24 protein-coding genes and 1 pseudogene are annotated in these 24,961 nt (G+C 68.5%); 11 read left to right on the plus strand and 14 right to left on the minus strand.

Annotated features, from left to right (window positions below; genetic code table 11):
• The first annotated feature begins 2 nt into the window (after positions 1 to 2).
• Positions 3 to 389 carry a hypothetical protein gene (locus A5698_RS28885; protein ID WP_068294205.1) on the plus strand — a complete coding sequence of 129 codons (387 nt, stop codon included), beginning with the start codon at positions 3 to 5 and terminating at the stop codon, positions 387 to 389.
• Positions 390 to 392: 3 nt separating this feature from the next.
• On the opposite strand, the gene coaA is transcribed toward A5698_RS28885, so the two are convergent.
• On the minus strand, positions 393 to 1,346 hold the full coding sequence (gene coaA / locus A5698_RS05595; protein WP_067089131.1) for a type I pantothenate kinase: 954 nt from the start codon (positions 1,344 to 1,346) through the stop codon (positions 393 to 395).
• A gap of 30 nt (positions 1,347 to 1,376) precedes the next feature.
• On the opposite strand from coaA, the gene A5698_RS05600 reads away from it, so the two are divergent.
• The 4 genes from A5698_RS05600 (at position 1,377) to phoH2 (ending at position 6,497) form a co-directional block, all read left to right on the plus strand.
• On the plus strand, positions 1,377 to 2,588 hold the full coding sequence (locus tag A5698_RS05600; protein ID WP_068294207.1) for a DUF885 domain-containing protein: 1,212 nt from the start codon (positions 1,377 to 1,379) through the stop codon (positions 2,586 to 2,588).
• A gap of 23 nt (positions 2,589 to 2,611) precedes the next feature.
• Positions 2,612 to 4,075 carry a glycine hydroxymethyltransferase gene (locus A5698_RS05605; protein WP_068294210.1) on the plus strand — a complete coding sequence of 488 codons (1,464 nt, stop codon included), beginning with the start codon at positions 2,612 to 2,614 and terminating at the stop codon, positions 4,073 to 4,075.
• A gap of 61 nt (positions 4,076 to 4,136) precedes the next feature.
• Positions 4,137 to 4,964 (plus strand): acyl-ACP desaturase, encoded by an 828-nt coding sequence (locus A5698_RS05610; protein WP_068294213.1) that lies wholly within the window; start codon positions 4,137 to 4,139, stop codon positions 4,962 to 4,964.
• A 219-nt stretch (positions 4,965 to 5,183) separates the two neighbouring features.
• Entirely contained in the window at positions 5,184 to 6,497 is a 1,314-nt protein-coding gene (phoH2, locus tag A5698_RS05615; RefSeq protein WP_068294216.1) for an RNA 5'-3' helicase PhoH2, read from the plus strand.
• A gap of 3 nt (positions 6,498 to 6,500) precedes the next feature.
• Here the strand turns inward: phoH2 and A5698_RS05620 are convergent, their stop codons facing one another.
• The 5 genes from A5698_RS05620 to glpX all read right to left on the minus strand — a co-directional run bounded on the left by A5698_RS05620 (position 6,501) and on the right by glpX (position 14,875).
• Positions 6,501 to 6,713, minus strand: a complete 213-nt coding sequence (locus A5698_RS05620; RefSeq protein WP_068294218.1) for a hypothetical protein — start codon at positions 6,711 to 6,713, stop codon at positions 6,501 to 6,503.
• Between the two features lie 83 nt (positions 6,714 to 6,796).
• Complete coding sequence (locus A5698_RS05625) at positions 6,797 to 9,589, minus strand: AAA family ATPase (protein ID WP_068294221.1); 2,793 nt, start codon at positions 9,587 to 9,589, stop codon at positions 6,797 to 6,799.
• A 40-nt stretch (positions 9,590 to 9,629) separates the two neighbouring features.
• Entirely contained in the window at positions 9,630 to 12,365 is a 2,736-nt protein-coding gene (locus A5698_RS05630) for an AAA family ATPase (protein ID WP_231967310.1), read from the minus strand.
• Between the two features lie 34 nt (positions 12,366 to 12,399).
• On the minus strand, positions 12,400 to 13,824 hold the full coding sequence (locus tag A5698_RS05635) for a class II fumarate hydratase (protein WP_068294226.1): 1,425 nt from the start codon (positions 13,822 to 13,824) through the stop codon (positions 12,400 to 12,402).
• 22 nt (positions 13,825 to 13,846) lie between these two features.
• The gene (glpX, locus tag A5698_RS05640; protein ID WP_067089111.1) at positions 13,847 to 14,875 is read right to left on the minus strand and encodes a class II fructose-bisphosphatase; all 1,029 of its coding nucleotides are present in this window, start codon (positions 14,873 to 14,875) and stop codon (positions 13,847 to 13,849) included.
• A gap of 54 nt (positions 14,876 to 14,929) precedes the next feature.
• On the opposite strand from glpX, the gene A5698_RS05645 reads away from it, so the two are divergent.
• Complete coding sequence (locus A5698_RS05645) at positions 14,930 to 15,601, plus strand: DUF4245 domain-containing protein (protein WP_068294228.1); 672 nt, start codon at positions 14,930 to 14,932, stop codon at positions 15,599 to 15,601.
• A 14-nt stretch (positions 15,602 to 15,615) separates the two neighbouring features.
• Entirely contained in the window at positions 15,616 to 16,425 is an 810-nt protein-coding gene (locus A5698_RS05650) for a dienelactone hydrolase family protein (protein ID WP_068294232.1), read from the plus strand.
• Here the strand turns inward: A5698_RS05650 and A5698_RS05655 are convergent.
• Genes A5698_RS05655 through A5698_RS05665 form a run of 3 tightly spaced genes read right to left on the minus strand, consistent with a single transcriptional unit; the run spans position 16,406 to position 19,237 of the window.
• Positions 16,406 to 17,593 carry an AI-2E family transporter gene (locus tag A5698_RS05655; RefSeq protein ID WP_068294237.1) on the minus strand — a complete coding sequence of 396 codons (1,188 nt, stop codon included), beginning with the start codon at positions 17,591 to 17,593 and terminating at the stop codon, positions 16,406 to 16,408. The two genes, A5698_RS05650 and A5698_RS05655, sit on opposite strands and share 20 nt — an antisense overlap.
• Positions 17,594 to 17,604: 11 nt before the next feature.
• On the minus strand, positions 17,605 to 18,432 hold the full coding sequence (locus tag A5698_RS05660) for an SDR family oxidoreductase (RefSeq protein ID WP_068294239.1): 828 nt from the start codon (positions 18,430 to 18,432) through the stop codon (positions 17,605 to 17,607).
• Between the two features lie 28 nt (positions 18,433 to 18,460).
• A complete protein-coding gene (locus A5698_RS05665; protein ID WP_068294242.1) occupies positions 18,461 to 19,237 on the minus strand; it encodes an SDR family NAD(P)-dependent oxidoreductase in 777 nt (258 codons plus the stop codon).
• A 76-nt stretch (positions 19,238 to 19,313) separates the two neighbouring features.
• Between A5698_RS05665 and A5698_RS05670 the strand changes: the two genes are divergently transcribed.
• Complete coding sequence (locus A5698_RS05670; protein WP_197506680.1) at positions 19,314 to 19,763, plus strand: SRPBCC family protein; 450 nt, start codon at positions 19,314 to 19,316, stop codon at positions 19,761 to 19,763.
• A gap of 141 nt (positions 19,764 to 19,904) precedes the next feature.
• Positions 19,905 to 20,429 (plus strand): 2'-5' RNA ligase family protein, encoded by a 525-nt coding sequence (locus tag A5698_RS05675; RefSeq protein WP_068294248.1) that lies wholly within the window; start codon positions 19,905 to 19,907, stop codon positions 20,427 to 20,429.
• On the opposite strand, the gene A5698_RS05680 is transcribed toward A5698_RS05675, so the two are convergent.
• Positions 20,426 to 21,142 carry an alpha/beta fold hydrolase gene (locus A5698_RS05680; RefSeq protein WP_068294264.1) on the minus strand — a complete coding sequence of 239 codons (717 nt, stop codon included), beginning with the start codon at positions 21,140 to 21,142 and terminating at the stop codon, positions 20,426 to 20,428. The genes A5698_RS05675 and A5698_RS05680 overlap by 4 nt on opposite strands.
• Before the next feature lie 85 nt (positions 21,143 to 21,227).
• Between A5698_RS05680 and A5698_RS05685 the strand changes: the two genes are divergently transcribed.
• Positions 21,228 to 21,506: a DUF1876 domain-containing protein gene (locus A5698_RS05685; RefSeq protein WP_068294251.1), complete on the plus strand. Its 279-nt coding sequence runs from the start codon at positions 21,228 to 21,230 to the stop codon at positions 21,504 to 21,506.
• Positions 21,507 to 21,515: 9 nt separating this feature from the next.
• Here the strand turns inward: A5698_RS05685 and A5698_RS05690 are convergent, their stop codons facing one another.
• The 4 genes from A5698_RS05690 to A5698_RS05705 all read right to left on the minus strand — a co-directional run bounded on the left by A5698_RS05690 (position 21,516) and on the right by A5698_RS05705 (position 24,728).
• The gene (locus A5698_RS05690) at positions 21,516 to 22,628 is read right to left on the minus strand and encodes a 3-beta-hydroxysteroid dehydrogenase (protein ID WP_068294254.1); all 1,113 of its coding nucleotides are present in this window, start codon (positions 22,626 to 22,628) and stop codon (positions 21,516 to 21,518) included.
• 63 nt (positions 22,629 to 22,691) lie between these two features.
• Positions 22,692 to 22,904 (minus strand): exodeoxyribonuclease VII small subunit, encoded by a 213-nt coding sequence (locus A5698_RS05695; protein ID WP_068294256.1) that lies wholly within the window; start codon positions 22,902 to 22,904, stop codon positions 22,692 to 22,694.
• The gene (xseA, locus tag A5698_RS05700) at positions 22,901 to 24,139 is read right to left on the minus strand and encodes an exodeoxyribonuclease VII large subunit (protein ID WP_068294258.1); all 1,239 of its coding nucleotides are present in this window, start codon (positions 24,137 to 24,139) and stop codon (positions 22,901 to 22,903) included. Before xseA ends, A5698_RS05695 begins: the two co-directional genes overlap by 4 nt.
• Before the next feature lie 22 nt (positions 24,140 to 24,161).
• Positions 24,162 to 24,728, minus strand: coding sequence for a lipid droplet-associated protein (locus tag A5698_RS05705; RefSeq protein ID WP_068294261.1), 567 nt, complete (start codon positions 24,726 to 24,728; stop codon positions 24,162 to 24,164).
• 73 nt (positions 24,729 to 24,801) lie between these two features.
• Here A5698_RS05705 and A5698_RS28450 point away from each other — a divergent pair.
• Positions 24,802 to 24,961: pseudogene (locus A5698_RS28450) on the plus strand (4-hydroxy-3-methylbut-2-enyl diphosphate reductase); the annotation flags it as partial.

The raw sequence follows: 24,961 nt of genomic DNA on the forward strand, positions 1-24,961 counted from the left end.
GACTGCGCGAGTCCAACGACTCGTTCCTGCGTTTCGCATTACGGGCCGACGCGATCGCCAGCGGGCTGATGGGCCTGGCCGGTGTCTTGCTGGCGGGGTGGCTGGCCGAGATCTCAGGGACGTCGGTCGCATTCGAGTACGCGGTGGGCGCTGTCTTCATCGCGTTTGCGATCGGTGTGTTCGCATTCGCCGCCATGCCGTCGGTGAAAGCCACCGGCATCGTGATCGCTGTCGGAAACGTGGCGTACACCGTCGCCACCGTCGTGTTCGTCTTGGCCGACGTCTTCCCGCTGACGACCACCGGAGTCGTGCTGACCCTGGCGACCGGCGTCTACACGTTGGTGATGGCCGAACTGCAATACCAGGGAATCCGCCGCATCAATCGGTGACGGTTACAGCTTGCGCAGGCGCAACCGGTTGATCGAATGGTCGGCGTCCTTGCGCAGGACCAACGTCGCCCGCGGCCGCGTCGGCAGGATGTTCTCGATCAGGTTGGGCCGGTTGATCGAATGCCAGATGTCGCGGGCGGCGAACACGGCCTGCTCGTCGGTGAGCGTGGCGTAGTGGTGAAAATGCGAGGCCGGGTCGGCGAACGCCGTGGTGCGCAAGCCGAGGAACCGATCGATGTACCACTGCTCGATGTCGTCGATGCGGGCGTCGACGTAGACCGAGAAGTCGAAGAGGTCAGAGACCATCAACGTGGGCCCGGTCTGCAGCACGTTGAGGCCCTCGAGGATCAGGATGTCCGGATGCCGCACGATCTGCTTCTCGCCGGGCACGATGTCGTAGAGCAGATGCGAGTACACCGGCGCACACGCGTATTCCGCACCTGACTTCACCGTCGTGACGAACCGCATCAGCGCGCGGCGGTCGTAACTCTCGGGAAAACCCTTGCGGCCCATCAGGTTCCGGCGAACCAGCTCGGCGTTCGGGTAGAGGAACCCGTCCGTGGTCACCAGGTCGACGCGCGGGTGATGCTCCCAGCGCGCCAGAAGTGCCTGCAGCACACGGGCGGTCGTGGACTTGCCGACCGCGACGCTGCCCGCCACGCCGATCACGAACGGCACCGGCCGGTCGGGGTTCTGCGCCGACTCGCCGTTGCCGTCACCGCCCAGGAACTCGGCGGTGGTCGCGAACAACCGTTGGCGCGCGGCGACCTGTAGGTGGATCAGCCGCGCCAGCGGCAGATACACCTCCTCGACTTCGAGCAGGTCGATCTTCTCGCCGATGCCGCGCAGCTTCTTCAGCTCGTCCTCGGTCAGTTTGAGCGGGGTCGACATGCGGAGATTCCGCCACTGACTCCGGTCGAACTCCACGTATGGGCTGGGTTCGCTCAGCCGCGCCATGCGCCCAGTGTTGCATTTACGGTTGTGAACATGGACGCCAGCACCTCAGATTCGTTGGTTCGCGAGTATCTGCTGCTCGGTCTGCGCTTCGACCGGGTGGAGGAGGGCTACGTCGACTCGTTCACCGGTGACCCGGCGCTGCGCCGCGCCGTCGCCGCCGAACCACAGCCCGAGCCCGGCCAATTGGCCCGGCAGGCCGAGCGGCTGCTGGGCGAGGTGACCTCGGTCGACGGGCTGGAGCAGCCGCGCAAGGACTACATCGGCGCGCACCTGCGGGCGCTGGCGTGCGCGGGCCGGAAATTCGCCGGTGACCAGGTCGGTTTCGTCGACGAGGTCGAGGCGTACTTCGACGTGCACATCGGCAAGGGCGACCCGGAGCGCTACCGCCAGGCCCATCGCCGGCTCGACGAGGTGCTGGAAGGGTCCGGCCCGCTCGCCGACCGGATGCAGGCGTACCGCGCGGCTGAGGAGATCCCGCCTGCGCGCCTCGAGGAATGCATTCACGCGTTCTCCAGCGCGCTGCGCGACCGGGTGCGCGCCGAGTACCCGCTGCCCGACGCGGAGACCATCACCTACGAGGTAGTCACCGACAAGCCGTGGTCGGGGTTCAACTACTACCACGGGGACTACAAGTCGACTGTCGCCGTCAACGCCGACCTCAAACAGCAGATGTCGAACCTGCCGCGGCTGGTCGCGCACGAGTCGTATCCGGGCCATCACACCGAGCACTGCCGCAAGGAGGTCGGGCTGGTCGCGGGCAGGGGACAGGCCGAGCAGACCATCTTTCTCGTCAACACCCCGCAATGCCTGATGGCCGAGGGCCTTGCCGACCTGGCGCTCTACGCGGCGATGGGCCCGGACTGGGGCGCATGGGCGAGCGAGATCTACGCCGACCTGGGACTGCGGTTCGACGGCGAACGGGCCCAGGCGGTGTCGGAGGCGACGTCCGCGCTGGCCGAGGTGCGCCAGGATGCGGCGCTGATGCTGCACGACGAGCACCGTGACATCGATGACGTCGTCGCGTTCCTCAAGCGGTGGCTGCTGGTCAACGACCAGCGCGCCCGCCAGATGCTGCGGTTCCTGTCGTCGCCGCTGTGGCGCGCCTACACCAGCACCTACGTCGAGGGATACCGGTTGCTGCGGGGTTGGCTGGACGCCAGGCCGGCCGACGTCGGCCTGGCCCAGCGGTTCGGCACCCTGCTCGACGAACCGTTGATCCCGTCGGTGCTGCGGGCGGCCTGAGTCGCCCGACTAGGCTGAACCCCATGACTGCAGACCCCGTGACCTCCAACGGTGCCGCTCCTGGCGCGGAGTACGCCGAGACCGCGAGCGCCGCCTACCGGGCCGCGTTGCAGGTGATCGAGTCGGTCGAGCCGCGTATCGCGGCCGCCACGCGCAAAGAGCTTGCCGATCAACGGGATTCGCTCAAGTTGATCGCCAGCGAGAACTACGCCTCGCCCGCGGTGCTGCTGACGATGGGCACCTGGTTCTCCGACAAGTACGCCGAGGGCACGATCGGACACCGGTTCTACGCGGGCTGCCAGAACGTCGACACCGTCGAGAGCATCGCCGCCGAACACGCCCGCGAGCTGTTCGGGGCGCCGTACGCCTACGTGCAGCCGCACTCCGGCATCGACGCCAACCTGGTCGCCTTCTGGGCGATCCTGGCCACCCGCGTGGAGGCTCCGGAACTGGCCGAGGCCGGCCTCAAGCACGTCAACGACCTGTCCGAGACCGACTGGGAGAAGCTGCGCAACAAGCTCGGCAACCAGCGGCTGCTGGGGATGTCGCTGGACGCGGGCGGCCACCTCACCCACGGCTTCCGGCCCAACATCTCCGGCAAGATGTTCCACCAGCGCAGCTACGGAACCGACCCGAACACCGGGTTCCTCGACTACAAGGCCGTGGCCGAGGCCGCCCGCGAGTTCAAGCCGCTGATCATCGTGGCCGGCTACTCGGCCTACCCGCGGCGGGTCAACTTCGCCACGATGCGCGAGATCGCCGACGAGGTCGGCGCGACGCTGATGGTGGACATGGCGCACTTCGCGGGCCTGGTCGCGGGCAAGGTGTTCACCGGCGACGAGGACCCGGTGCCGCACGCCCACGTCACCACCACGACGACCCACAAGTCGCTGCGCGGTCCGCGCGGCGGGATGGTGCTGGCCCAGCCCGAGTACTCCGACGCCGTCGACAAGGGCTGCCCCATGGTGCTGGGCGGACCGCTGTCGCACGTCATGGCCGCCAAGGCCGTCGCGCTCGCCGAGGCCCGCCAGCCCGCCTTCCAGGCGTACGCGCAGCGCGTCGCCGACAACGCCCAGGCCCTGGCCGACGGGTTCCTCAAGCGCGACGCCGGTCTGGTCACCGGTGGCACCGACAACCACATCGTGCTGCTCGACGTCACCTCGTTCGGCCTGACCGGCCGCCAGGCCGAGTCGGCCCTGCTCGACGCGGGCATCGTCACCAACCGCAACTCGGTGCCCGCGGACCCGAATGGGGCCTGGTACACCAGCGGGATCCGGCTGGGCACCCCCGCGCTGACCACCCGGGGGTTCGGCGCGGACGATTTCGACCGCGTGGCCGAGCTCATCGTCGACGTGTTGTCGAACACTCAACCTCAGGGCACGTCGAAGGCCAAGTACACGCTGGCCGACGGCACCGCCGAGCGCGTGCACACCGCCTCGGCCGAGCTACTGGACGCGAATCCCCTGTATCCGGGGCTGACGCTCTAGCCCACGCGGCACGCTGGGCGGGAATTTTACGATTCCCACAGAATTGGGTTACTGTAACTGCATGGCACAGAAACCTGTACCGAATGCGCTGATCCTCGAACTCGAGCCGGTCGTGCAGCAGGAGCTGCGTCGTCACATCGACACCGAGGACGTCTGGTACGCGCACGACTACGTCCCCTTCGACCAGGGCGAGAACTTCGCCTTCCTGGGCGGTAAGGACTGGGATCCGTCGCAGGTGACCCTGCCCAAGGACGTCACCGATGCGCTCGAGATCCTGCTCATCACCAAGGACAACCTCGCCAGCTTCCACCGCGAGTTCGTCTTCAGCTTCATCCTCGAAGAGAAGTGGGGCCGCTGGATCGGCCGGTGGACCGCCGAGGAGCACCTGCACGCGATCGCGCTGCGCAACTACCTCGTCGTCACCCGGGAGATCGACCCGGCCGCCAACGAGGACGTGCGCGTCGAGCACGTGATGAAGGGCTACCGCGCCGACACCTACAGCCAGGTCGAGCGGCTGGTCTTCATGGCCTTCTTCGAACGCGCTCACGCCGTGTTCTGCCGCAACCTCGAGGCCAAGGTCACCGAGCCGGTGCTGAAAAACCTCGTCGGGCGCATCGCGCGCGACGAGGAGCGCCACGAGGAGTTCTTCGCCAACCTCGTCTCGCACCTGCTGTCCTCCAGCCGCGACGAAACGGTCGACGCCATCGCGCGCCGCGCGGCCGAACTCGACGTCGTCGGCGGCGACATCGACGCGTACGCAGACAAGGTGCAACACGTCGCCGAGGCCGGGATCTTCGGGCCGGAGGAGTTGCGACGGGTGACCGCCGACCGGATCGCCGCGTGGGGTCTGGCCGACGAGCCGAAGCTGCGCGAGTTCACCTCCGCTTAACAGGGCACTCATCACCCAAGGCGAGCAGCGGCGACACTACGGCGCGCCTGCACGGCGCATGTGCCGCAACGGGAGTAGCGTCATTTGCGATGGCTAGCGACGTGCTTTGCTGTCCGGGCGGTACCCGATCGTTGCGATCACGAGAGGGCCGGCCCCGGCCCTGGTGCCGCAGTGTCCGCCGACGGTTCGCGGGGGACCCGCGGATAGCAGGAGCGCTACGTGATCGATTCGCCTCTCCGGACCTACGTGCTCGACACCTCCGTGCTGTTGTCAGATCCCTGGGCCTGCACGCGCTTTGCCGAGCATGAGGTCGTGGTTCCGCTGGTGGTGATCAGCGAACTCGAAGCCAAGCGGCACCATCATGAGCTCGGCTGGTTCGCGCGTCAGGCCCTGCGGCTGTTCGACGATCTACGGCTCGAACACGGACGGCTGGATCAGCCGATTCCCGTTGGGACACAAGGCGGTTCGCTGCATGTCGAGCTGAACCACAGCGACCCGTCGGTGCTCCCCGCCGGGTTCCGCAATGACAGCAACGACGCGCGGATCCTCACCGTCGCGGCCAATCTCGCCGCCGAGGGCAAGCATGTCACGCTGGTCAGCAAGGACATTCCGTTGCGCGTCAAGGCCGGTGCCGTCGGGTTGTCGGCCGACGAGTACCACGCCCAGGACGTCATCACGTCCGGGTGGACGGGCATGACCGAGGTGGAGGTCGTGGCCGACGACATCGACGCGTTGTTCGCCGAGGGGGAGGTCGATCTCGAGGCGGCCCGAAACCTACCTTGCCACACCGGTATTCGGCTGCTCGGCGGCACGTCGCACGCGCTTGGTCGGGTGACGCCGGAGAAGCGGGTGCAGTTGGTGCGCGGGGACCGGGAGGCGTTCGGGTTGCGCGGGCGCTCGGCCGAACAGCGCGTCGCGCTGGACTTGCTGCTCGACGAGTCCGTCGGCATCGTCTCGCTCGGCGGCAAGGCGGGCACCGGCAAGTCGGCGCTGGCGCTGTGCGCGGGACTGGAGGCGGTGCTCGAGCGCCGCACCCAACGCAAGGTCGTGGTGTTCCGGCCTCTGTACGCGGTCGGCGGGCAGGATCTCGGCTATCTGCCCGGCAGCGAGAGCGACAAGATGGGGCCCTGGGCGCAGGCGGTCTTCGACACCCTGGAAGGACTGGCCAGCCCGGCGGTGCTCGAGGAGGTGCTCTCGCGCGGAATGCTCGAGGTGCTGCCGCTGACCCACATCCGCGGCCGCTCGCTGCACGACTCGTTCGTGATCGTCGACGAGGCCCAGTCGCTGGAACGCAATGTGCTGCTCACCGTACTGTCGCGGTTGGGCGCCGGCTCACGCGTCGTGCTCACCCACGATGTCGCCCAGCGCGACAACCTGCGCGTCGGCAGGCACGACGGTGTGGCGGCGGTGATCGAGAAGCTCAAGGGCCACCCGTTGTTCGCCCACATCACGCTGCTGCGCAGCGAGCGCTCACCGATCGCGGCGCTGGTGACCGAGATGCTCGAGGAGATCAGCCCCGGCGCACTGCCCTGACGGCTAGCGACGACGGTTGCTGCGGACCAGGTACCAACCGGCGGCAGCAGCACCACCGAGCGCCACCATCCGGTCGGTGCGGTCGCGTGGCAGGTCCAGCAGCGAAACCAGGCCCAGCACCGCGAATCCGGTGCTCACAGCGGGCTGGCTGGTGGCCGTCGTGACCAGGGCGGTGCCGTGGTCGGTCAGGGTCGCGGGAGCTTCGTCGAGACGCACCGGTTCTCCAGTCGATGGCGGGTGGCGGGACAGCGATTTCGACGGTAGGTCCTGCGACCGGACGCAGGGAATAGGGTGTTTCCCTACGTGTGGTCCCCTGTAGCCGGCCCGCTCGGGCGCCCGATGTGTCGACCCAGCTCGGCTCGGGATTTGATCCCCAGCTTGCGGTAGATGCGCGCGAGGTTGGCCTCGACGGTCTTCGGGCTGATGTACAGCTCCGCCGCGACGTCGCGGTTCTTCATTCCGGATGCGACGAGCTCCGCGACCCGCTGCTCGGAGGGCGTCAGCTCGCCGGTGCGTTGCGGCCCGACGTTCGCGCGGGACAGCTCGGCACGGGCCCGGGCCGCCCACAACGGGATGTTGAGGCGTTCGAAGAGCGCCAAGGCCTCCTGGAGGTGGGCCGACGCCGATTCCTTCTTGCGCTGACGGCGTTCGATCTGGCCGAGGACCAACAGCGTTCGACCCCGCTCGAACGGCATCGGTAGCTCACGGTGTACCGCGACCGCCCGCTGCGCCGCCTCGCGGGCACCGTCGAGGTCGCCGAGCGCTTCGAGCAGCATCGCGCGTGATCGCGCGCCCACCGCGAGCATCCAGTCCCGGTTCACCCGGCGACCGTTGCTCTCCAGCGCCGCGGTCAGCCGCTCGGCGTCGGCGACGCGGTCCAGATGTATCAGTGCTTCGATTGCATCCGGCAGATAGCCGGCACTGGGCAGTTCGGTCGGTGTGTGGTCGGGGTCGAACTCCGAGAGCATCGGCTGCAGCGCGGCCGCCGCGGCCTCGTAGTTGCCGAGCGACACCTCGAGGAACGCAAGGGTAGCCCGGACCCGCTCGGCCATGCGGTATGTGCCGGTGGCCCTTGCGCATTCGAGCGCATCTTCGATTGCCTGGCGGGCGGCGGCCTCCTGCCCGGCGAACGCGGTCAACTGTGCGCGCAGGCTCTGGGTCAAGAACATTGCGGTGTTGCCGCCGAGTTGGCGGGCCTTGTCGAGGGCATCCTCGGCGACCAGATTGGCCGTGACGAAGTCGCCGCGCGCGATCGCGTTCGTCACGACGTGCTGGGAGACGAACACGTGCTCGCCCTCCTCGCCCTTCTCCAGGCACCGCGCGCGGATCTTCTCCACGACGCCGCGCGCTTCGTCGAGCCTGCCGGTCCACTCCAGCAGCAGAGCGTGCTGCATGGTGGGCCGGAACACCAACGGTGCGTACGTCTCGGAATCCTCCAATCGCAGCGCTCGCTGCAACGCCTCCTCGTCGTAGCCCTGCCCGGCGGCGAACCGCAGGGTGACCAGCATCCCGAGCGACATGCTGAGCAGGTGCGGGTGGTCCAGGCGCTCGGCGCTCGCGACGGCCTCCGCCGCGGTCTCCAGCCCCTGCTGCAGTTGATTTGCGTGAAACAGCGTGTAGGCCAACGTGATCAGGATCTGCACGCGCAGTGCATAGTTGTCGTGTACCTCATCGAGCGCCTCACGCAACAGCCGCGCACTTTCGATGAAGCCGGCCCCGTACAGTCGAACGACCGCCAGCCTGCTCAGCGCCTCCGCGCGCAGCGCGCCCGTCGGCAGACTTTCGATGGCCTCCTCCAGCACCGCCGCCGCCCGCTCCTGATCGCCGGCGTCGAAATGGTGCAGCGCCGAACGCAACCGCCGTTCCGCGGTGTCGCCGCCCAGGCCGATCGCCAGGTCCACCAGTTCGGCGGCGGCGGCGGGCGCGCCACGCACCCGCGCCGATTCCGCGGCCGTGTCGAGTGCGGCAAGGGTGAGATCGTCGCCCTTGGTGGTGGCCAGCGCCAGATGCCGTGCCCGCAGCTCGGGTTCGTCGACGATCTCGGCGAGCCGGCGGTGCATCGCGCGGCGGCGGCCGGGCGACGCCTGAGAATAGACGCCGCTGGCCAACAGCGGATGGGAGAACCGGATCCGGTTGCCGTCGATCGCGATGATGCCCTTGCTCTCGGCGATCTCGAGCAGTTCGACCAACCGGTCCTCGTCGCCGGTCGTCGCGTTCGACACCAGCTCGACCGTCGGGACGGCGAGGCACGATGCGGCCAGCAGCGCGTCGTGGACGTCCGTGTCGAGGCTGCCCAACCGGGTTCGCACGACATCGGTCAGGGTGCGAGGCAGCGACGCGTCCATTCCCGGTGCCCGCTCATCGAGTGAACGCGCCAATTCGATGGCATAGAACGGGTTTCCGCCCGAAACCTGATGGATCCGGCCGATGGTCGGACGCGAGAAGGGCCGCCGCAGCCGTGCGGAGACGGCGCGATGCAGATCCTGCACGTTCAACGGGCTCAATCGGATTCGGCGCACGGCGTCGGGCCGGGACAACTCGAGCCAGTCGTCGCCGGCGCCGTCGCCGACCTCGGCGCGCAGGCTGGCCAGCACCCCGATGCGACCGGTGAGCCGTCGTACCGCGAACGCGATGACGTGCCTGCTCGACGGGTCGAGCCACTGCAGGTCGTCGATCGCCAGCAGCACGGGACCGTCCTCGCTGAGTCGTTCCGCCACCGAGAGGAACGCGGCGGCCACCGCGCGCTGGTCGGTCACCGCATCGTTGTCGGCCCGCAGGAGCACCTGGTCCACCGCGAGGAGTTGCGGCGTCGGCAGGTCGGCCCACGTGCGCGGGTCGGCTTCCTCGAGAAGATCGGCCAGCGCGGTATAGGCGAGCACCGACTCGGCCGCCGCCGGTCGAGTCGAAAGCACGTGAAAGCCACGCTGCTGAGCCTGCTCTACGACGGCCAGCCACAGTGTCGTCTTGCCGATACCGGCTTCCCCGTCGATCAGTAACGCCGAGGGGCCGAGCGCCATGGAGTCCAGGAAGGCCGCGATGGCGCGCTGATGTGTCGACTGGCCGATCACAGTGTGTCCCGTGTCCCCTGGCACCTACTCACAATTGCAGCTGAGCCTCAACCGGTCGACCCGTCTATACCCCTTGGCGGCCCCGCTGACCCATCGTGCGGGTCAGCTCGGCTCGGGAGTGGATGCCGAGCTTGCGGTACACCCGCGCGAGGGTGGCCTCGACGGTCTTTGCGCTGAGAAACAATTCACCCGCCACGTCGCGGTTTGTCAGGCCGGCGGCCGCGAGTTCGGCGATGCGCAGTTCGGCCGCGGTCAGGGCGGCCGGCGCCGATGCGGCGGACCGGAGCCCATCGCGTGCGGACCTGGCGCGTTCCGCCCACACCGGCGTGCCCAGGCCGTCGAACGTGGCCAGCGCTTCGTTGAGGGTCGCCGCGGCGTCCGGCTCGCGAAGCCGGGCCTGCAACTGCCCGAGCAGCAGTTGGGTCCGCGCGCGTTCGAACGGCATCGCCAGCCGGGCGTGGTCGTCCAATGCCCGGCGCGCGCAGGCCACAGCCTCGTGGAGATCGCCCGCGGCGGCGTGCAGCATCGCCCGGCAGCGGCCGCCGACCGACAGCATCCACGCTCGATCGAGGCGACGGCCGTTGCGTTCCAACGCAGCCACCAGCGGTTCGGCCGCGGTCGTGCGGCCCAGCTCCACCAGCGCCTCGACCGCGTCCGGTACGAACGCAGCGGCCTGGATCTCGGTGCACTCCGGCGAGAGGCGCGACACGAGCGGTTCGAGGAAGTCCATCGCCGCTCCGTAGTTTCCGAGCGAGACCTCCAGGAAACCGAGCGCCGTCAGCGTCCAATCCTCGTGCCATGCGGTGCCGCTGCGCCGGCAGGCATCGATCGCGTCTGCCGCGGACAGCCTGGCCCGATTTTCGGCGCCGTCGTATGCGGCCAGCCAGGCCTGCAATACCAGGTTCAGCATCGCCGGGAACTCGCCGCCCAGTTGCCTTGCCAGATCGGTGATTTCGCGGGCTAGCCGTTTGGCCTCGGCAAGGTCGGCCCGCCAGATCCGGGTCAAGGCGACGTAGAATTCGATAAAGACCACCTCGCCCTCGGCACCCCTGTCGGTGCAGCGGCGCGAGATCTCCTTCATGCGCTCGTACGCGGTGTCGAGGTCCCCGATGCAGGCCAGCATCAGCGCGTGTTCGACGCTGGGCCGCAACATGATCGGGGTGAAGGTCTCGGTGTCTTCGAGTTCGAGCGCGCGGCGGATGTTCTCCTCGTCCAACCCGCCACCGAGAAAGAACCGCATCGTCGCACGCACCCCGAGAGCCAGGCTGAGCAGGCCGGGGATGCCGAGCTCTTCGGCGCACGCCACGGACTCCTCGGCCCGGCGTCGACCGGCGACCGGGTCGCCGGTCATGAACAACCCGTACGCCAGCGTGGTGAGCATGATCGTCTTCGGCGGGCCGTCCGGATCGTCCTCGTCGAGCGCGGTCGCCAGCAGTTCCACCGCTTCGGTGTAGCCGTCGTCGATGAATCGCACCACCGCCAGCATGTGCCGCGCCTCCGCGCGCAGCGGTCCAGGCGCAAGCCCGGCGACGACGCCCTCCAGCAGGGCGCGGGCCCTGGGCGGATCTCCGCCGTCAAAGCAGTACGCCGCCAATCGCATCCGCCGTTGGGGGGTGTCGCCGCCGAGCGAGATGGCGAGGTCGATCAGCTCTGCCGCGGCGGCCGGGGCGCCACGCGCATGGGCGGTCGCGGCCGCTCGCTCGAGCGCGGGCACCGCTTCGCGATGACCGCCGGAGTCCTCGGTGGTGGCGGCGAGCGCGAGATGGCGCGCCTGCAACTCGGGCTCGTCGACCACCGCGGCGAGCTTGCTGTGCATACGCCTGCGCTCGTCGGCGGAGACGCCGGTGTACACGCCGGTGGCCAACAGGGGATGCGAAAAGCGGATCCGGCTGCCGTCGATGAGGACGACGCCGTATTGCTCGGCGCCCTCGAGCAGTTCGACCGCCTGCTCGTGCTCGACGTCGATCGCGGCGGCCACCAGGTCGACGGTCGGTTCGGCGGCGGAGGCGGCAGCCAGCAGTGCACGCATGGTCTCGGCGGTCAGCCCGCTGAGCCGCGCCTCGACCACCGCGGCCAGGGTATTCGGCAGCGGACCATCGGCCTCGCGATCGGCCACCTTGGCCAGTTCGATTGCGTAGAAGGGGTTTCCGCCCGAGAGCTGGTAGATGCGGGTCATCTTCGCCCGCGACAGCGGGCGCTCGAGATGCTGGCTGACGACGGCTTGAAGCGCACGAGACATCAACGGTCGCAGGGGGATTCGTTGGGTGGCATCGGGCCGCCGCAGTTGTAACCAGGCATCGTCGGCGGTTTCGCCGTCGGTGCGCAGAGTGCCGAGCACGCCGACCGGCCCAGTGAGCCGACGTGCCGTGTACGACAACACATGTGAGCTGGACGGATCGACCCACTGCACGTCGTCGATGGCCAGCATCAGCGGCTGTCGAGCGGCCAGCTTCTCGACGATCGACAGGAACGCCGCCGCGACAGCGCGTTGGTCGGTGGCTGCGCCGTCGGCGCGGTCGGCCCGCCGGATCCGTTCGACGGCGCCGCGCTGGGCGAGCGGCAGATCACCGAACTCGGCGGTATCGACGTCGGCGAGCAGCGCGGTCAACGTGGCGTAGGCGAGCACCGACTGGGCGCCGGCGTTGCGGGCCGACAGCACGCGGAAACCGCGCCGGCCGGCGCGTTCGAGCGCCGCCTGCCACAGCGTGGTCTTGCCGATGCCGGCCTCGCCCTCGATCAGCAGGGCCGAGGGCGATTGCGATGCGGAGTCGAGGAAGTCCGCTACCGCTTTCTCCTCCACCGGGCGTTCAGCCAGGGAGGGAGAGCGAAAATCCTTAGCGCTCGTCGTCTTTCACCTTGGCCATCGCCAACACATCGAGGCGCTTGTCCAGTTCCTCCTCGGACAGCTTGTCGCCGATCAGGCCTCGATCGATGACGGTCTGACGGATGGTCTTCTTCTCCTTGAGCGCCTGCTTGGCCACCGCGGCGGCCTCCTCGTAGCCGATCGCGGAGTTGAGCGGTGTGACGATCGAGGGTGACGACTCGGCCAGCTCGCGAAGCCGGTCCTCGTTGGCCACCAGGCCGTCGATGCACCGCTCGGCGAACAACTTCGAGGAGTTCGTCAGGATCTTGAACGACTCGAGGATGTTGCGGGCCATCATCGGGATGTAGACGTTCAGCTCGAACGCACCGTTGCCACCGCCCCACGCGATCGCGGCGTCGTTGCCGATCACCTGTGCGGCCACCTGCGTGACCGCCTCGGGGATCACCGGGTTCACCTTGCCCGGCATGATCGAGCTGCCCGGCTGCAGATCCGGCAGCTGCAGCTCGCCGAGACCGGTCAGCGGGCCCGAGCCCATCCACCGGATGTCGTTGGCGATCTTGGTCAGCGATACCGCGATCGTGCGCAGCGCACCCGACGCCTCGACCAGCCCGTCGCGGGCGGCTTGGGCCTCGAAATGATTGGCGGCAACCTGCAATTCGGGCAGCCCCGTCTGCTCGCGCAGCACGGCGACGACACGCTCGTCGAAGTCGTCGGGCGCGTTGAGACCGGTACCGACCGCGGTGCCGCCGATGGCCAGTTCGCCGAGCCGGGGGAGTGTGGCCTTCACCCGTTCGATCCCGGCCTCGACCTGGCGGGCATAGCCGCTGAACTCCTGGCCCAGCGTCACCGGAACGGCGTCCATCAGGTGGGTGCGCCCCGACTTCACCACGGTGCGCCACTGCCGCGCCTTGGACGTCAGCGATTCGTGCAGCACCTCGAGTGCGGGGATCAGGTGGCGCACAGCGGCTTCCGTCGCGGCGATGTGCGTCGCGGTGGGGAAGGTGTCGTTCGACGACTGCGACATGTTGACGTCGTCGTTGGGGTGCACGGTCACGCCGTTGCGCGCCGCGATACCGGCGATGACCTCGTTGGTGTTCATGTTCGAGCTGGTGCCCGAGCCGGTCTGGAACACGTCGATCGGGAACTGGTCGTCGTGCAGGCCGTCGGCGATCTCACCGGCCGCCGCGATGATCGCATCGGCCTTCTCCGGTGCCAGCAGACCGAGGTCCTTGTTGACCTGTGCGCACGCGCCCTTCAACAGGCCGAGGGCCCGGATCTGGGTGCGCTCGAGCCCGCGCCCGGAGATCGGGAAGTTCTCGACCGCGCGCTGGGTCTGCGCGCGCCACAGCGCGTTGACCGGCACCCGGACCTCGCCCATGGTGTCGTGCTCGATGCGGTACTCGGTCTCGGTTGCGCTGTCTGACTCGACGCTCATGATGTCCTTACTTGTCAGTGATTTACGGCAGCGGATAGACGGCGTTGCTGTCGCCGGTGAAGTCGATCGCGGAGTACTCGCTGAGCTTGGACAGGCGATGGTAGGCCTCGATCATTCGCACGGTGCCCGACTTGGACCGCATGACGATCGACTGCGTGGTGCAGCCGCCGCTGTAGAAGTGCACGCCCTTGAGCAGGTCACCGTCGGTGACGCCGGTCGCGCAGAAGAAGACGTTGTCGCCGGAGACCAGATCCTCGGTCGTCAGCACGCGGTCGAGGTCGTAGCCGCGGTCGAGCGCCTTCTGGCGCTCCTCGTCGTCCTTGGGTGCCAACTGACCCTGGATGGCGCCGCCCATGCAGCGGATCGCGGCCGCGGCGATGATGCCCTCGGGCGTCCCGCCGATCCCGGCCAGCATGTCGGTGCTGGTGTTCGGCCGGCACGCCGAGATCGCGCCCGCGACGTCGCCGTCGGTGATCAGCCGGCACCGCGCACCCGCCTCCCGCACGTCGGCGATCAACTGCTGGTGGCGGGGCCGGTCCAGGATGCAGACCGTCAGATCGGAGACCGACACGTTCTTGGCCTTGGCCACCCGGCGGATGTTCTCCCCGATCGGGGCGGTGATGTCGATCGCGTCGACCGCCTCCGGTCCGACGGCGATCTTGCTCATGTAGAACACCGCGGAAGGGTCGAACATGGTCCCGCGCTCGGAGACCGCGAGCACCGAGATGGCATTGGACAGGCCTTTGCTCATCAGCGTGGTGCCGTCGATCGGGTCGACGGCGAAATCACACTCCGGTCCGTCGCCGTTGCCGACCTCCTCGCCGTTGTAGAGCATCGGCGCGTTGTCCTTCTCGCCCTCGCCGATCACCACGACGCCGCGCATGGACACCGAATTGACCAGCTCACGCATCGCGTCGACGGCCGCACCGTCGCCGCCCTCCTTGTCGCCGCGGCCGACCCAGCGGCCCGCGGCCATGGCGCCTGCCTCGGTCACTCGGACGAGCTCGAGCGCGAGATTTCGATCTGGGGCTTCACCACGGGTCGGACTCATGGCCCAGATTGTCCCATTAGCCGGTCCGCGTTCGGGAGCTGGGATACTGGCAGCGTGACCACGCAACCGGCTCCTGCGCCACGCCGGCCGAATGAGGCCGGCCGACCGGCCCGGGCCGCCAAGTCGCGGCTGCTGCATGACGGCCGGGACATGTTCTGGTCGATGGCGCCGCTGGTGGTGGCCTGCATCGTGCTGGCGGGGTTGCTCGGGATGTGCTCGTTTCAGGCCGGCGGTCCCGGCCAGGGACCGGTCCCGTCCTATGACGCCCCCGCGGCTCTGCGCGCCGACGCCGCCGCACTGAAGATCCCGATCCGGATCCCGGCGCTGCCGGACGGTTGGCAGTCGAACTCGGGTAGTCGCGGCGGCATCGAAGCCGGACGCACCGATCCCGCGACGGGGCAGCCGGTGCGCGCCGTCAGCTCCACCGTCGGCTATCTCGCGCCGAGCGGGCTCTACGTGAGCCTGACCCAGAGCGACGCCGACGAGGAGAAGCTGGTCGGATCGCTGGACTCCGACGTCGTGCCCACCGGGGTGCAGGACGTCGACGGGGTCAAGTGGGTGGTCTATGAGGGCAGCGACAGCGACGGCAAGCCCGCCGAACCGGTGTGGACCACGCGGCTGATAGGTCCGACGGGACCGGCACAGATCGCGCTGACCGGCGCCGCGAACGCCGGCGACTTTCGTACGCTGGCGGCGGCGACGCAGTCCGCGACGCCCCTGCCCTAGACCACGGGGAGACCATGACCGCCGCCGATGCCGCTCCGGAAGCCGACCTCACCGGATGGGCCGTTGCGCCCTTCAGCGCGGCCGGCTACACGCACGACGTCTACCGCAAGGGTGAAGGGCCCGGCGTCGTGCTCATCCCCGAGATGCCCGGTGCCCATCCCGGGGTGCTGGCCCTCGGCAACCACCTCGTCGACGCGGGGTTCACCGTCGCGATGCCCTCGCTGTTCGGCACCCCGGGCGCGCCGCCGATGCGGCCGGGCATGGTGCCGGTGATGGTGCGCGGGTGCGTGGCCAAGGAGTTCGCCGCGTTCGCCACCAACGCCGACCGCCCCGTCGCGCGCTTCCTGCGGGCGCTGGCCCGCGATCTCAACGAGCAGACCCCCGGCAAAGGGGTCGGCGTCATCGGGCAGTGCTTCACCGGTGGCTTCGCGTTGGCCGCGGCTGTCGACGACAGCGTGCTCGCCCCGGTGATGAGCCAACCGTCGCTGCCGTTGCCACTGACGCCGAAGCAGCGCCGCGACCCCGGTCTGTCCGAGGCGGAGCTGCGGGTCATCGAGCGCCGCGCCGCAGATGAGGGCTTGTGCGCGCTGGGGTTGCGCTTCAGCGGTGACCGGCTGGTGCCCTCGGAGCGCTTCAAGACGCTCAAGGAGCGGCTCGGCGACGCGTTCGAGGTGATCGAGATCGATTCGGGCAAGGGCAACGAGCACGGATTCGGCCCGACGGCGCATTCGGTGCTGACGCTGGAACTGCGCCAGCGGGAAGGGCATCCGACCGACGCGGCGCTCAAGCGCGTCGTCGCGTTCCTCAGGGAGCGACTGGTTTAGGTTTCGGCTCGGCCTTCGATTTACCCCGAGCTTCTCTGATGCGACGGCCCAACCACCACAACGGGTTTCGGCGCTTGGGTTTTTCGTCGTCGCTGTCGGGCCGCCGCATCGGCACGCCCTTGTACTCCTCGAGATAGACGCTGATCGTGGTGACGATGACGATCATCAACACCGGGCCGATCACGATGCCCCACGCGCCGAACATGCTGATGCCGGCGAACACGGCGAGCAGCATGAGCGCGGCGTCCAACCGCGCCTCGCGCGGCACCAGGATCGGACGCAGGAAGTTGTCGATGTTGGTCACCACGATCAGGTGGAACAGGACCACGAAGACGCCGCCGAAGACGTTGCCGAACAGGATCATTCCGATACCGAACGGGATCGTCACGATGCCGCTGCCGAGCGGGATGACCGACAGCGCCGACAACAGCACGGCGAACAGGAAGAAGCCCTGATGGAACCCCGCGAGGTAGATCGACGCGGCACCCGCAACGCCCTGGCACACCGCGATGACGAACTGCCCCATGACGGTGCCCTTCACCATCGCGCCCATCTTCGCCATGTAGACGTCGGTGATGTCCTCGCCGAGCGGGTTGAGTTGGCGGATCATCGCCACCACCCGGTCGCGGTTCGTCAGCAGCGACACGAATACGTACACGAACAGGATCGCCGCGGTGATCCCGCCGAACAGGCCGCCCGCCGCGCCCTGCAGCAGGCCGAGCAGCCATTGGCCGGCCTCCTGGGCGACCCGCGCCATCGAACTGCGCAGCGATTCGGGCGTGACCGTCGTGTCGATGTAGGGCACGCGGCGGAGCAGATCGTTGACGAACTGCAGCGCGCGGTCGCCGAGCGCGGACAGGTCGGTCCGGGCGACCCACTCGGCCACCCGCTCGACCATGGTCGTGATCTGGACGACGGCGAGCGCCACGAACAGGCTCAGCGGCACGATCACAGCCGCGAACGCCGCCAGCAGGGTCAGCGTCACCGACAGCCCGCTGCCCATACGCTTGTTGAGCCGCGCGTACAGCGGTGAGAACAAGTAGGCCGCCACCGCGGCCACCACGATGAGGATGAAGTACCCGCGCAGGAAGTAGGCGCCGAACGCGATCGCGATGACGGTCGCGATGGCCAGCGCGCGGCGTTGAGACAGCGAGAACTCGGTACTCATTGCCGCTATGTCTACAGCGTGCGGGACCTCGCTTGCGCTTGTTTGGCGCGTTGGTCGGCGATGAACCGCATCGAGACCCGGTTCATCAGCGCGGGCGCGAGCCGCGCGAACATCCACTGCGCGTGCGCGATGCGGGGTTTGACCAGAATCGGCTTGTTCTTCTCGATCGCGCGCAGCACCTCGCTCGCGAGGCGGTCGGCGTCGTAAGGTTTGCCGCCCTGGGCCTGCAGGAAGTAGTCGCGGCCGACGAAGCCGCCGACCGAGCCCTTGTCCAGGATCGGCGTCTCGACCGCGGCGGGGCACACGGCGAGCACCCCGACACCGCGCGCGGCGGCCTCCGAGCGCAACGCCATGCTGAGCCCGACGACCGCGTGTTTGGTCATCACGTAGCTGGTGACCTGCCCGGCTGCGGTCAGCCCGGCCATCGACGCGGTGTTGACGATGTGGCCGTGGCCCTGGCGCACCATCAACGGGTACGCGGCCGCCACACCGTGCACCACTCCGCGGATGTTGACGTCGATGATCGCGTTCCACTGGTCCAGCGTCAGCAGTTCGGTGTCGCCGCCCCAGACGATTCCGGCGTTGTTGAACATCAGGTTGAGCCGCCCGGAGCGGTTCACGACGTCGTCGACGGCCGCCTGCACCGCCGCGGCGTCGGTCACGTCGAGGCGAGCCGCCCGGGCCTTGGTGCCGAGACCGGCCGCCGTCCGCTGGGCCGCGTCGCCGTCGACGTCGGTGCACACGACATCGGCGCCCGCGGCGACGAGTGCCCGGCACAAGGCGGCGCCGATGCCCGAGCCGCCGCCCGTGACGAGGGCCTGCTTTCCGGTGAAACTCACTGCTGTCCGTTCTTCGCGCGAGCGCTCATCACTGCGACTCCGCCAGTTTCATGACGTGTCCCATCACGTCGGGGTAGCGCTTCATGTGGGCGCCGCCGTTGAGGTCCAGCACCTCGCCGGTGAGCCACGACGCTTTCGGTGAGCACAGGTAAAGCACGGCCTCGGCGATGTCCTCGGGCGTGCCCGCGCGGCCGAGCGCGGTGTTCTCGACGTACTCCTCGACGACGCCGGGAACCGCTGCGGCCGGCGCGGTCAGCGGGGTGTGCACGAATCCCGGCGCGACCGCGTTGACGCGGATATTGCGCGGTCCCCACTCCAGCGCGGCGACCTGGGTGAGCATCGACAGCCCCGCCTTGGCGGCGCAGTAGGCGCTCATTCCGGCGGCGGGCTGGCGGCCGTTGAGCGAGCTGATCGACACCAGCGCACCGCCTTCGCGCAGAGTGCGGCCCGCGTGCTTGGCGAGGATGAATGCCCCGTTGAGGCAGACGTCGACGACCCCGCGGAAGTCCTCGACCGCGAGGTCGGTGATCATCCCAACGGTGCTGAACCCCGCGCAGTTGACCACGACGTCGAGCGGGCCGGTCTGCTCGAACAGCGCCTGCACAGAGGCCTCGTCGGTGACCTCGACGTGGGCGGCGGTGTGCGGGTCTCCGAGTTCGGCGGCGCGCTCGCGGGCCCCATCGACGTTGCGGTCGGCGAGGGTGACGCGGTCTCCCTGCGCGGCCAGCGCGCGGGCCGTCGCCCAACCGATTCCCGATGCCGCGCCGATCACCGCCGTTTCCCTGGCGGACGGCCCGTTGCTCATACAGTTGCCCTTTCGACGGAGTAGAACGCGCTTCAACTTAGCGCTTTGACACACTCGACCGGTGAGCGATCTGAAGATGAGCGAGTCGATTCACGTGGCCGCGGACCCCGACGAGTTGTACGCGATGGTTTCTGACGTGACCCGGATGGGCGAGTGGAGCCCGATCTGCCGGGCGTGCTGGTGGGACGAGGGCGACGGACCACGGGTCGGCGCGTGGTTCACCGGCCGTAACGAAACACCCTCGCGCACCTGGGAGACGCGCTCGCAGGTGGTCGCCGCCGATCCCGGGCGCGAGTTCGCCTGGGAGGTCAACAACGGCTGGGTCTACTGGGGTTACACCTTCGAACCGGCCGACGGCGGCACCACGCTGACCGAGCACTGGGAGCTGCGTCCCAAGGGCATCGCGGGCTTTCGCGAGCGCTACGGCGATCAGGCCGACGCCCAGATCGCCGAACGTCGTGAGGCGGCGCGCACCGGCATCCCCGCGACGTTGGCGGCGATCAAGAAGGCCGCCGAAACGGGTTGACCTGCGGGCTCTCAGGTGAGTGCATCGACTTCTGCAGCAGGGTTGTCCGAGCGGCGATTTCACGACCCTGCGGCAGAAATCGGTGCAGCGACCCATCGCGGGTGACGCGGCGGGTCCGCCTCGGATGGCAATATCTGTGGCGTGGCCCTCGCCGTCTGCCTGCTTTTCGACCGTCTTTCCGAACGGGCCGTGCGGGGGCTCTGGGACCGGCTCGAGGACGTCGGCGTGCCGAGCCTGCGCTCCCACACCCACGGTCGGCACCTTCCGCACCTCTCGTACGCGGTGCTTCGCCAGTGGGGTGACGAGGCCGTCGCCGATGCCCTGGCCGGCCTGGACGACGGTGGTCCGGTAGAGCTGACCTTCGACGGGATCGGCCTGTTTCGCCGGGGCCGGGTGTGGCTGGTCGCGGGCGTCAGCACGGACCTGGTGGCGCGCCAACAGCGCGTGGCCGAGGCCGTCGCGGCAACCGGCGCCGACCTGCACAAGCACTACCGGCCCGGAGTCTGGGTGCCGCACTGCTCGCTGGCTCCGCGCGCGACACTGGATCAGCTGCCGACCGTCGCCGGCACGGTGATGGACGTGCTACCGCTGCGCGCCCGATTCGATCATGCGGCGTTGATCGACAGCGGCACAGGCGAAGTCACCGCGCTTGCGGCGCTTCCCTAGTCGTCGACGGCGTCGATGTGTGCACGCACCAACGCGGGGTAGCGCTCGCGGTCGGGCCGGAAGATGTCGTGCGGCGAGTCGTCGAACACGTGCAGCGACGCCGAAGGGAACAGTTCCCGATAGCGGCCCCACGCGGCCTCGGAGATCAGCGGGCTGTTCGGGCTGCGCACCACCAGCAGCGGTGGTTGCCACTGCGCCAGCGGCTCCCAGAACGACTGCTTGCGGGCGGCTCGAAAGATCGCCTCCCCGGCGGCGCGGTTGATGCGCTCGTGCACCGGGGTGCCGCGCCACCGACCGTCCAGCAGGAAAGTCGAGACCTCCGGCGGCAGCGTGATCTCCTCGGGCACGTAGTCGCCGATCGAGATCGAGCGGACGCGCTCACGATTCGCCAGAGCCCACGTCAGCGCGTAGGGAGTACCGCGGGAGAACGTCATCAGGTGGACCGGGCCGTCGGTCACCGCATCGACCACCGCGGCGACATCACCGCCGAGAATCTCTGAGTCATAACCGCTTTCAGGCGCGCTACTACGGCCGTGCCCGCGAAGGTCGACCACCACCGTCCGTCGGCCGAACAACGGCAGCACCGCCAGGTAGTCGTCGGCGACGTCGGTGAAGCCGGGAACGAAGACGAGTGGGGCTCCTCTGTCCGGCCCGCCGGAGTCCAGGTAGTGCAGGCGCGCACCCGCATTGGTTGTGAACCGTAATTCGACCATCACCCCCACCATGCCCGGTCGGCGCCGCCAAACGCGTGCGAATCACCGATCCGAGGAGCACGCTGGTATCCGGAAGGTGATTGCTATGTACGACAAAGTCCAAGACAACGCCTGGCGCATCGACATCGAGTTCAACGAGGACGACACCCACACCCATGCGACCGTGCGGGCCACCCGCGACGACGGCGAGACGGTGACCGCCCAGGGCGACGCCTACCGCAACCCGCGCGACTCCGCGCAGCCCCTGGTCGGCGAGGAGATCGCAGCGGCGAGGGGACTGATCGCGCTCGGCGCCGAACTGCTACAGCGCGCGTCGTCGCAGATCGAGCAGAACACGCATCAACCGGTCCACCTGGTCCGCTGACGGTTCGGCTCAGCCCTCGGGTGGTGCGGCCGCCGCGACGCTGACCGCCGGTTCCTTCGACGCGTTCTTCATCTGGTCGAACAGATCGACGTAGTACGGCAGGCATTCGGCCATCGCCTGTTCGGTGGTGAACAACGGCCGGTAGCCCAGGTCGCGTTCGGCCTTGGCGATCGAGAAGTAGTTGTCGAGGTAAAGCCGTTCCACGCCAAGGGGTTCGATCATCGGTTTGGGGATCCCGACCCGGAAGTGCAGCCACTGCCAGACGGTCATTGCCAGCCACACCAGGCGACCGGGGACCCGGATCTTCGGGTAGCGCCTACCGCACGCCTCGACGACGGGCCTGGAGAACTCGAACATGTTGATCGGTTCGCCGTCGTTGATGAAGTACGCCTGCCCCGGCGCGCTGCCGCCCGGGACGAGATGCTGGGCCGCGAGGATGAAGCCGTGAATCAGGTTGTGCACGTAGGAGTTGTCGAGTTTGACGTTCTTGCTTCCGACCAGAACCTTGACGTGCCCGGCCAGCACGCTCTCGAACACCTTGCGGAACATCGTCTGGTCACCGCGGCCCCAGATGCCGCTCGGGCGGATGGAGCAGGTGAGCAGACCGTCGACCCCGTTGGCTGCCAGCACGAACTTCTCCGCGGCCACCTTGGTCTCGGTGTACAGGTCGTTGAACCGCTCGGTGTACGGCAGGGTTTCGTCGCCGCCGGAGATGCGCTTGCCGCCCATCACGACGCTGTTGGACGCCGTGTAGACGAACCGTTTCACACCGGCGGCGCGGGCGGCGCGCACCAGATTCTCGGTCCCGGTGACGTTGATCGCGAAACTTCGCTTGCGGTACTCGTCGGTGACCGACGCACCGCCCATCAGGTCGATGATCGCGGCGGTGTGGAAGACGGTGTCGATTCCGGCGACCGCGGCCGCCACTTGTTCGGGGTCGCAGATGTCGCCTTCGACGACCTCGAGTCCGGCTTGCGCCGGCAGCGGCGAGGAGGCCCGGTCGAAGGAGCGGACCTCGTGGCCGCGGTTCAGCAGTTCGGTCACCAGGTTGGCGCCGACGAATCCGGATCCGCCCGTGACGAGCACCCGGCCCAGTTCGGTGGTCAGCGTTGAGTCACCCATGACGAGCAGGGTAACTGAAACGTGTTACAGTTTCGAGCCCTCGAGCAACTATTGGTTGCGGCTTCAACTTTCCTCGGTGTCTTTGGCAGCGAGTGCATCCGCGATGCGCTTGCGGGCCCCAGCTAAATGCTCCTCACAACGTTTAGCCAGTTCTTCGCCGCGTTCCCAGAGTTTCAGCGACGCGTCGAGATCGAGGCCGCCCTGTTCGAGCTGTTGCACCACCGCGACGAGTTCCTCGCGCGCTTCCTCGTATCCCAGTTCACTAATGGGCTTCATTTTTCTGCCCCTTCCGGCCCTTCACTGATCGCAGTGAGCGCCCCGTCTGCCACCCGCACGCGCAACCGCACACCTTTCGTGGCGTCGGCGGTGGTGCGCAGCACCTGGGCGTCCGGCATCGTCTGCACGACCGCGTAGCCCCGCGCCAGCGTCGCCGCCGGACCCAGTGTGCTCAGCCGCGCCGACAGATGTTCGATGCGATCGGTTTCGGTGGCCACCAGCCGGGTGACGTCCCGGCGGGCGGTGACGCGCAGGCGGTCGACCTCGTCGGCGCGGGCGGTGACCGCGGCCATTGGCTGCGCCAGCACGGGTCTGCTGCGCAACTGATCCAGGGCCCGCTGTTCGCGGTTCACCCAGTTGCGCAGCGCTTGCCCACCTCGTCGGCAGAGGTCGGTGATGTACGCCTGCTCGGCGGCGGCGTCGGGGACGATGCGCTTGGCCGCGTCGGTCGGCGTGGCGGCGCGCATGTCGGCGACCAGGTCGCACAGCGGATTGTCGGGTTCGTGGCCGATCGCGCTGACCACCGGTGTGGTGCATTTGGCGATCTCGCGGCACAGCGTCTCGTCGTAGAAGGGCAGCAGGTCCTCGACGCTGCCGCCGCCGCGGGCGATGACGATCACGTCGACGTCGGGATCGGCGTCGAGCCCGCGCAACGCCTCGACGACCTGGGGCACCGTGTTGGGGCCCTGCACGGCGGTGTTGCGCACCGCGAATCGCACCGCGGGCCAGCGATTGGTGGCCACCGAGATCACGTCGTGTTCGGCGTGACTGCCACGGCTGGTGATGAGCCCGATGGTGTGCGGCAGGAACGGAATCGGCCTCTTGAGGCGCGGGTCGAAAAGCCCCTCGGCGTGCAGCAGCTGACGCAGGCGTTCGATGCGCGCCAGCAGCTCGCCGACACCGACCGCGCGAATCTGGTTGACCCGCAACGAGAACGACCCTCTGCCGACGAAGAAGTTCGGCCGTCCCAGCATGACGACGCGGGTGCCTTCGGTGAGCTTCACAGGCGCGTTGAGCACCAGCTCGCGCGGGCAGGTGATCGACAACGACATATCGACCGACGGATCGCGCAGCGTGATGTAGGCGGTGCCGGAGTTGGGGCGCGTCGACAGCTGGGCGACCTGCCCCTCGACCCAGACCGTTCCCAGCCGCTCGATCCAGTCCTTGATCTTCATCGAGACGGAGCGGACCGGAAACGGATTCTCCGGTGACTGGCCCTGCTCGGCGTCGGTCATATTCCCAGCCCCGCTGGGGTCGTCACTTCGCCGACGCGCGGGTGATCCTGTTGGCGAGCAGCGTCTGGAACGGCGCGCGGCCCTTGGTGGCCTCCTCGTAGGCCAGCAGCGCCTCGAGGTCGGCCACGCGCAGCGTGTTCAGCCGCGCCCGCAGCTGGGCCAGCGTCAGCGACTCGTAGTCGAGCTCGTTGACGATCTCGGGAGCCTCGCCGATCGCGAGGGACTCGTCCTCGCCGTTGCGCTCGGCGGCCGCCTGCGGGTCAGCGTTGCTGAACAGCGCGAACCGGCCCTCGGTCATCCGCTCGCCGTCGCCGGCTGCTGCGCTGTCGGTCCCGGAGTCGTCGAGGTCCTCGTCGAAGGTGGCCCACTCGGGCTGCTCGTCCTTGGGCGGGAAGATCGACTCGAGCGTCTCGTCACCCTTGTTCACCAGGTCGGCGACGTCCTGCTGCACCTTCATCACCAGGTGCGCGAGCGAACTGACGACCGTCATCGGGTACATCAGGATGGTCTGGGGCAGCTTGCGGGTTTCCTCGATGGCGGTTACCGCCGCGCCAACCAGCAGACGGACCCCATACGGTGCGGTTGCCATGGCCACAGCCTACGGGCGACTTCTCGGCTGGGACGAAGGGCCTTGGAACGGCACTGTGCGTACCCTGGTTGTCATGCCGCCGACTATCAACATGGGGATTCCGGGCGCCTCGAGCTCGGTCGCCGGTGGCGTGACCGGTAAACGCGTGCTGCTGGCCGAACCGCGGGGGTACTGCGCTGGGGTGGATCGCGCCGTCGAGACCGTTGAGCGCGCGCTGGAGAAGCACGGCGCCC

It is taken from the genome of Mycobacterium sp. E136, from assembly GCF_001666865.1.
Lineage (GTDB): Bacteria > Actinomycetota > Actinomycetes > Mycobacteriales > Mycobacteriaceae > Mycobacterium.

Excerpts from the sequence above, each read along its gene's own strand:
- coaA (WP_067089131.1), bottom strand. The coding sequence starts at position 1,346 with ATGGCGCGGCTGAGCGAACCCAGCCCATACGTGGAGTTCGACCGGAGT.
- A5698_RS05600 (WP_068294207.1), top strand. The coding sequence starts at position 1,377 with ATGGACGCCAGCACCTCAGATTCGTTGGTTCGCGAGTATCTGCTGCTC.
- A5698_RS05605 (WP_068294210.1), top strand. The coding sequence starts at position 2,612 with ATGACTGCAGACCCCGTGACCTCCAACGGTGCCGCTCCTGGCGCGGAG.
- A5698_RS05610 (WP_068294213.1), top strand. The coding sequence starts at position 4,137 with ATGGCACAGAAACCTGTACCGAATGCGCTGATCCTCGAACTCGAGCCG.
- A5698_RS05635 (WP_068294226.1), bottom strand. The coding sequence starts at position 13,824 with ATGAGCGTCGAGTCAGACAGCGCAACCGAGACCGAGTACCGCATCGAG.
- glpX (WP_067089111.1), bottom strand. The coding sequence starts at position 14,875 with ATGAGTCCGACCCGTGGTGAAGCCCCAGATCGAAATCTCGCGCTCGAG.
- A5698_RS05650 (WP_068294232.1), top strand. The coding sequence starts at position 15,616 with ATGACCGCCGCCGATGCCGCTCCGGAAGCCGACCTCACCGGATGGGCC.
- A5698_RS05655 (WP_068294237.1), bottom strand. The coding sequence starts at position 17,593 with ATGAGTACCGAGTTCTCGCTGTCTCAACGCCGCGCGCTGGCCATCGCG.
- A5698_RS05665 (WP_068294242.1), bottom strand. The coding sequence starts at position 19,237 with ATGAGCAACGGGCCGTCCGCCAGGGAAACGGCGGTGATCGGCGCGGCA.
- A5698_RS05670 (WP_197506680.1), top strand. The coding sequence starts at position 19,314 with ATGAGCGAGTCGATTCACGTGGCCGCGGACCCCGACGAGTTGTACGCG.
- A5698_RS05680 (WP_068294264.1), bottom strand. The coding sequence starts at position 21,142 with ATGGTCGAATTACGGTTCACAACCAATGCGGGTGCGCGCCTGCACTAC.
- A5698_RS05685 (WP_068294251.1), top strand. The coding sequence starts at position 21,228 with ATGTACGACAAAGTCCAAGACAACGCCTGGCGCATCGACATCGAGTTC.
- A5698_RS05690 (WP_068294254.1), bottom strand. The coding sequence starts at position 22,628 with ATGGGTGACTCAACGCTGACCACCGAACTGGGCCGGGTGCTCGTCACG.
- A5698_RS05695 (WP_068294256.1), bottom strand. The coding sequence starts at position 22,904 with ATGAAGCCCATTAGTGAACTGGGATACGAGGAAGCGCGCGAGGAACTC.
- xseA (WP_068294258.1), bottom strand. The coding sequence starts at position 24,139 with ATGACCGACGCCGAGCAGGGCCAGTCACCGGAGAATCCGTTTCCGGTC.
- A5698_RS05705 (WP_068294261.1), bottom strand. The coding sequence starts at position 24,728 with ATGGCAACCGCACCGTATGGGGTCCGTCTGCTGGTTGGCGCGGCGGTA.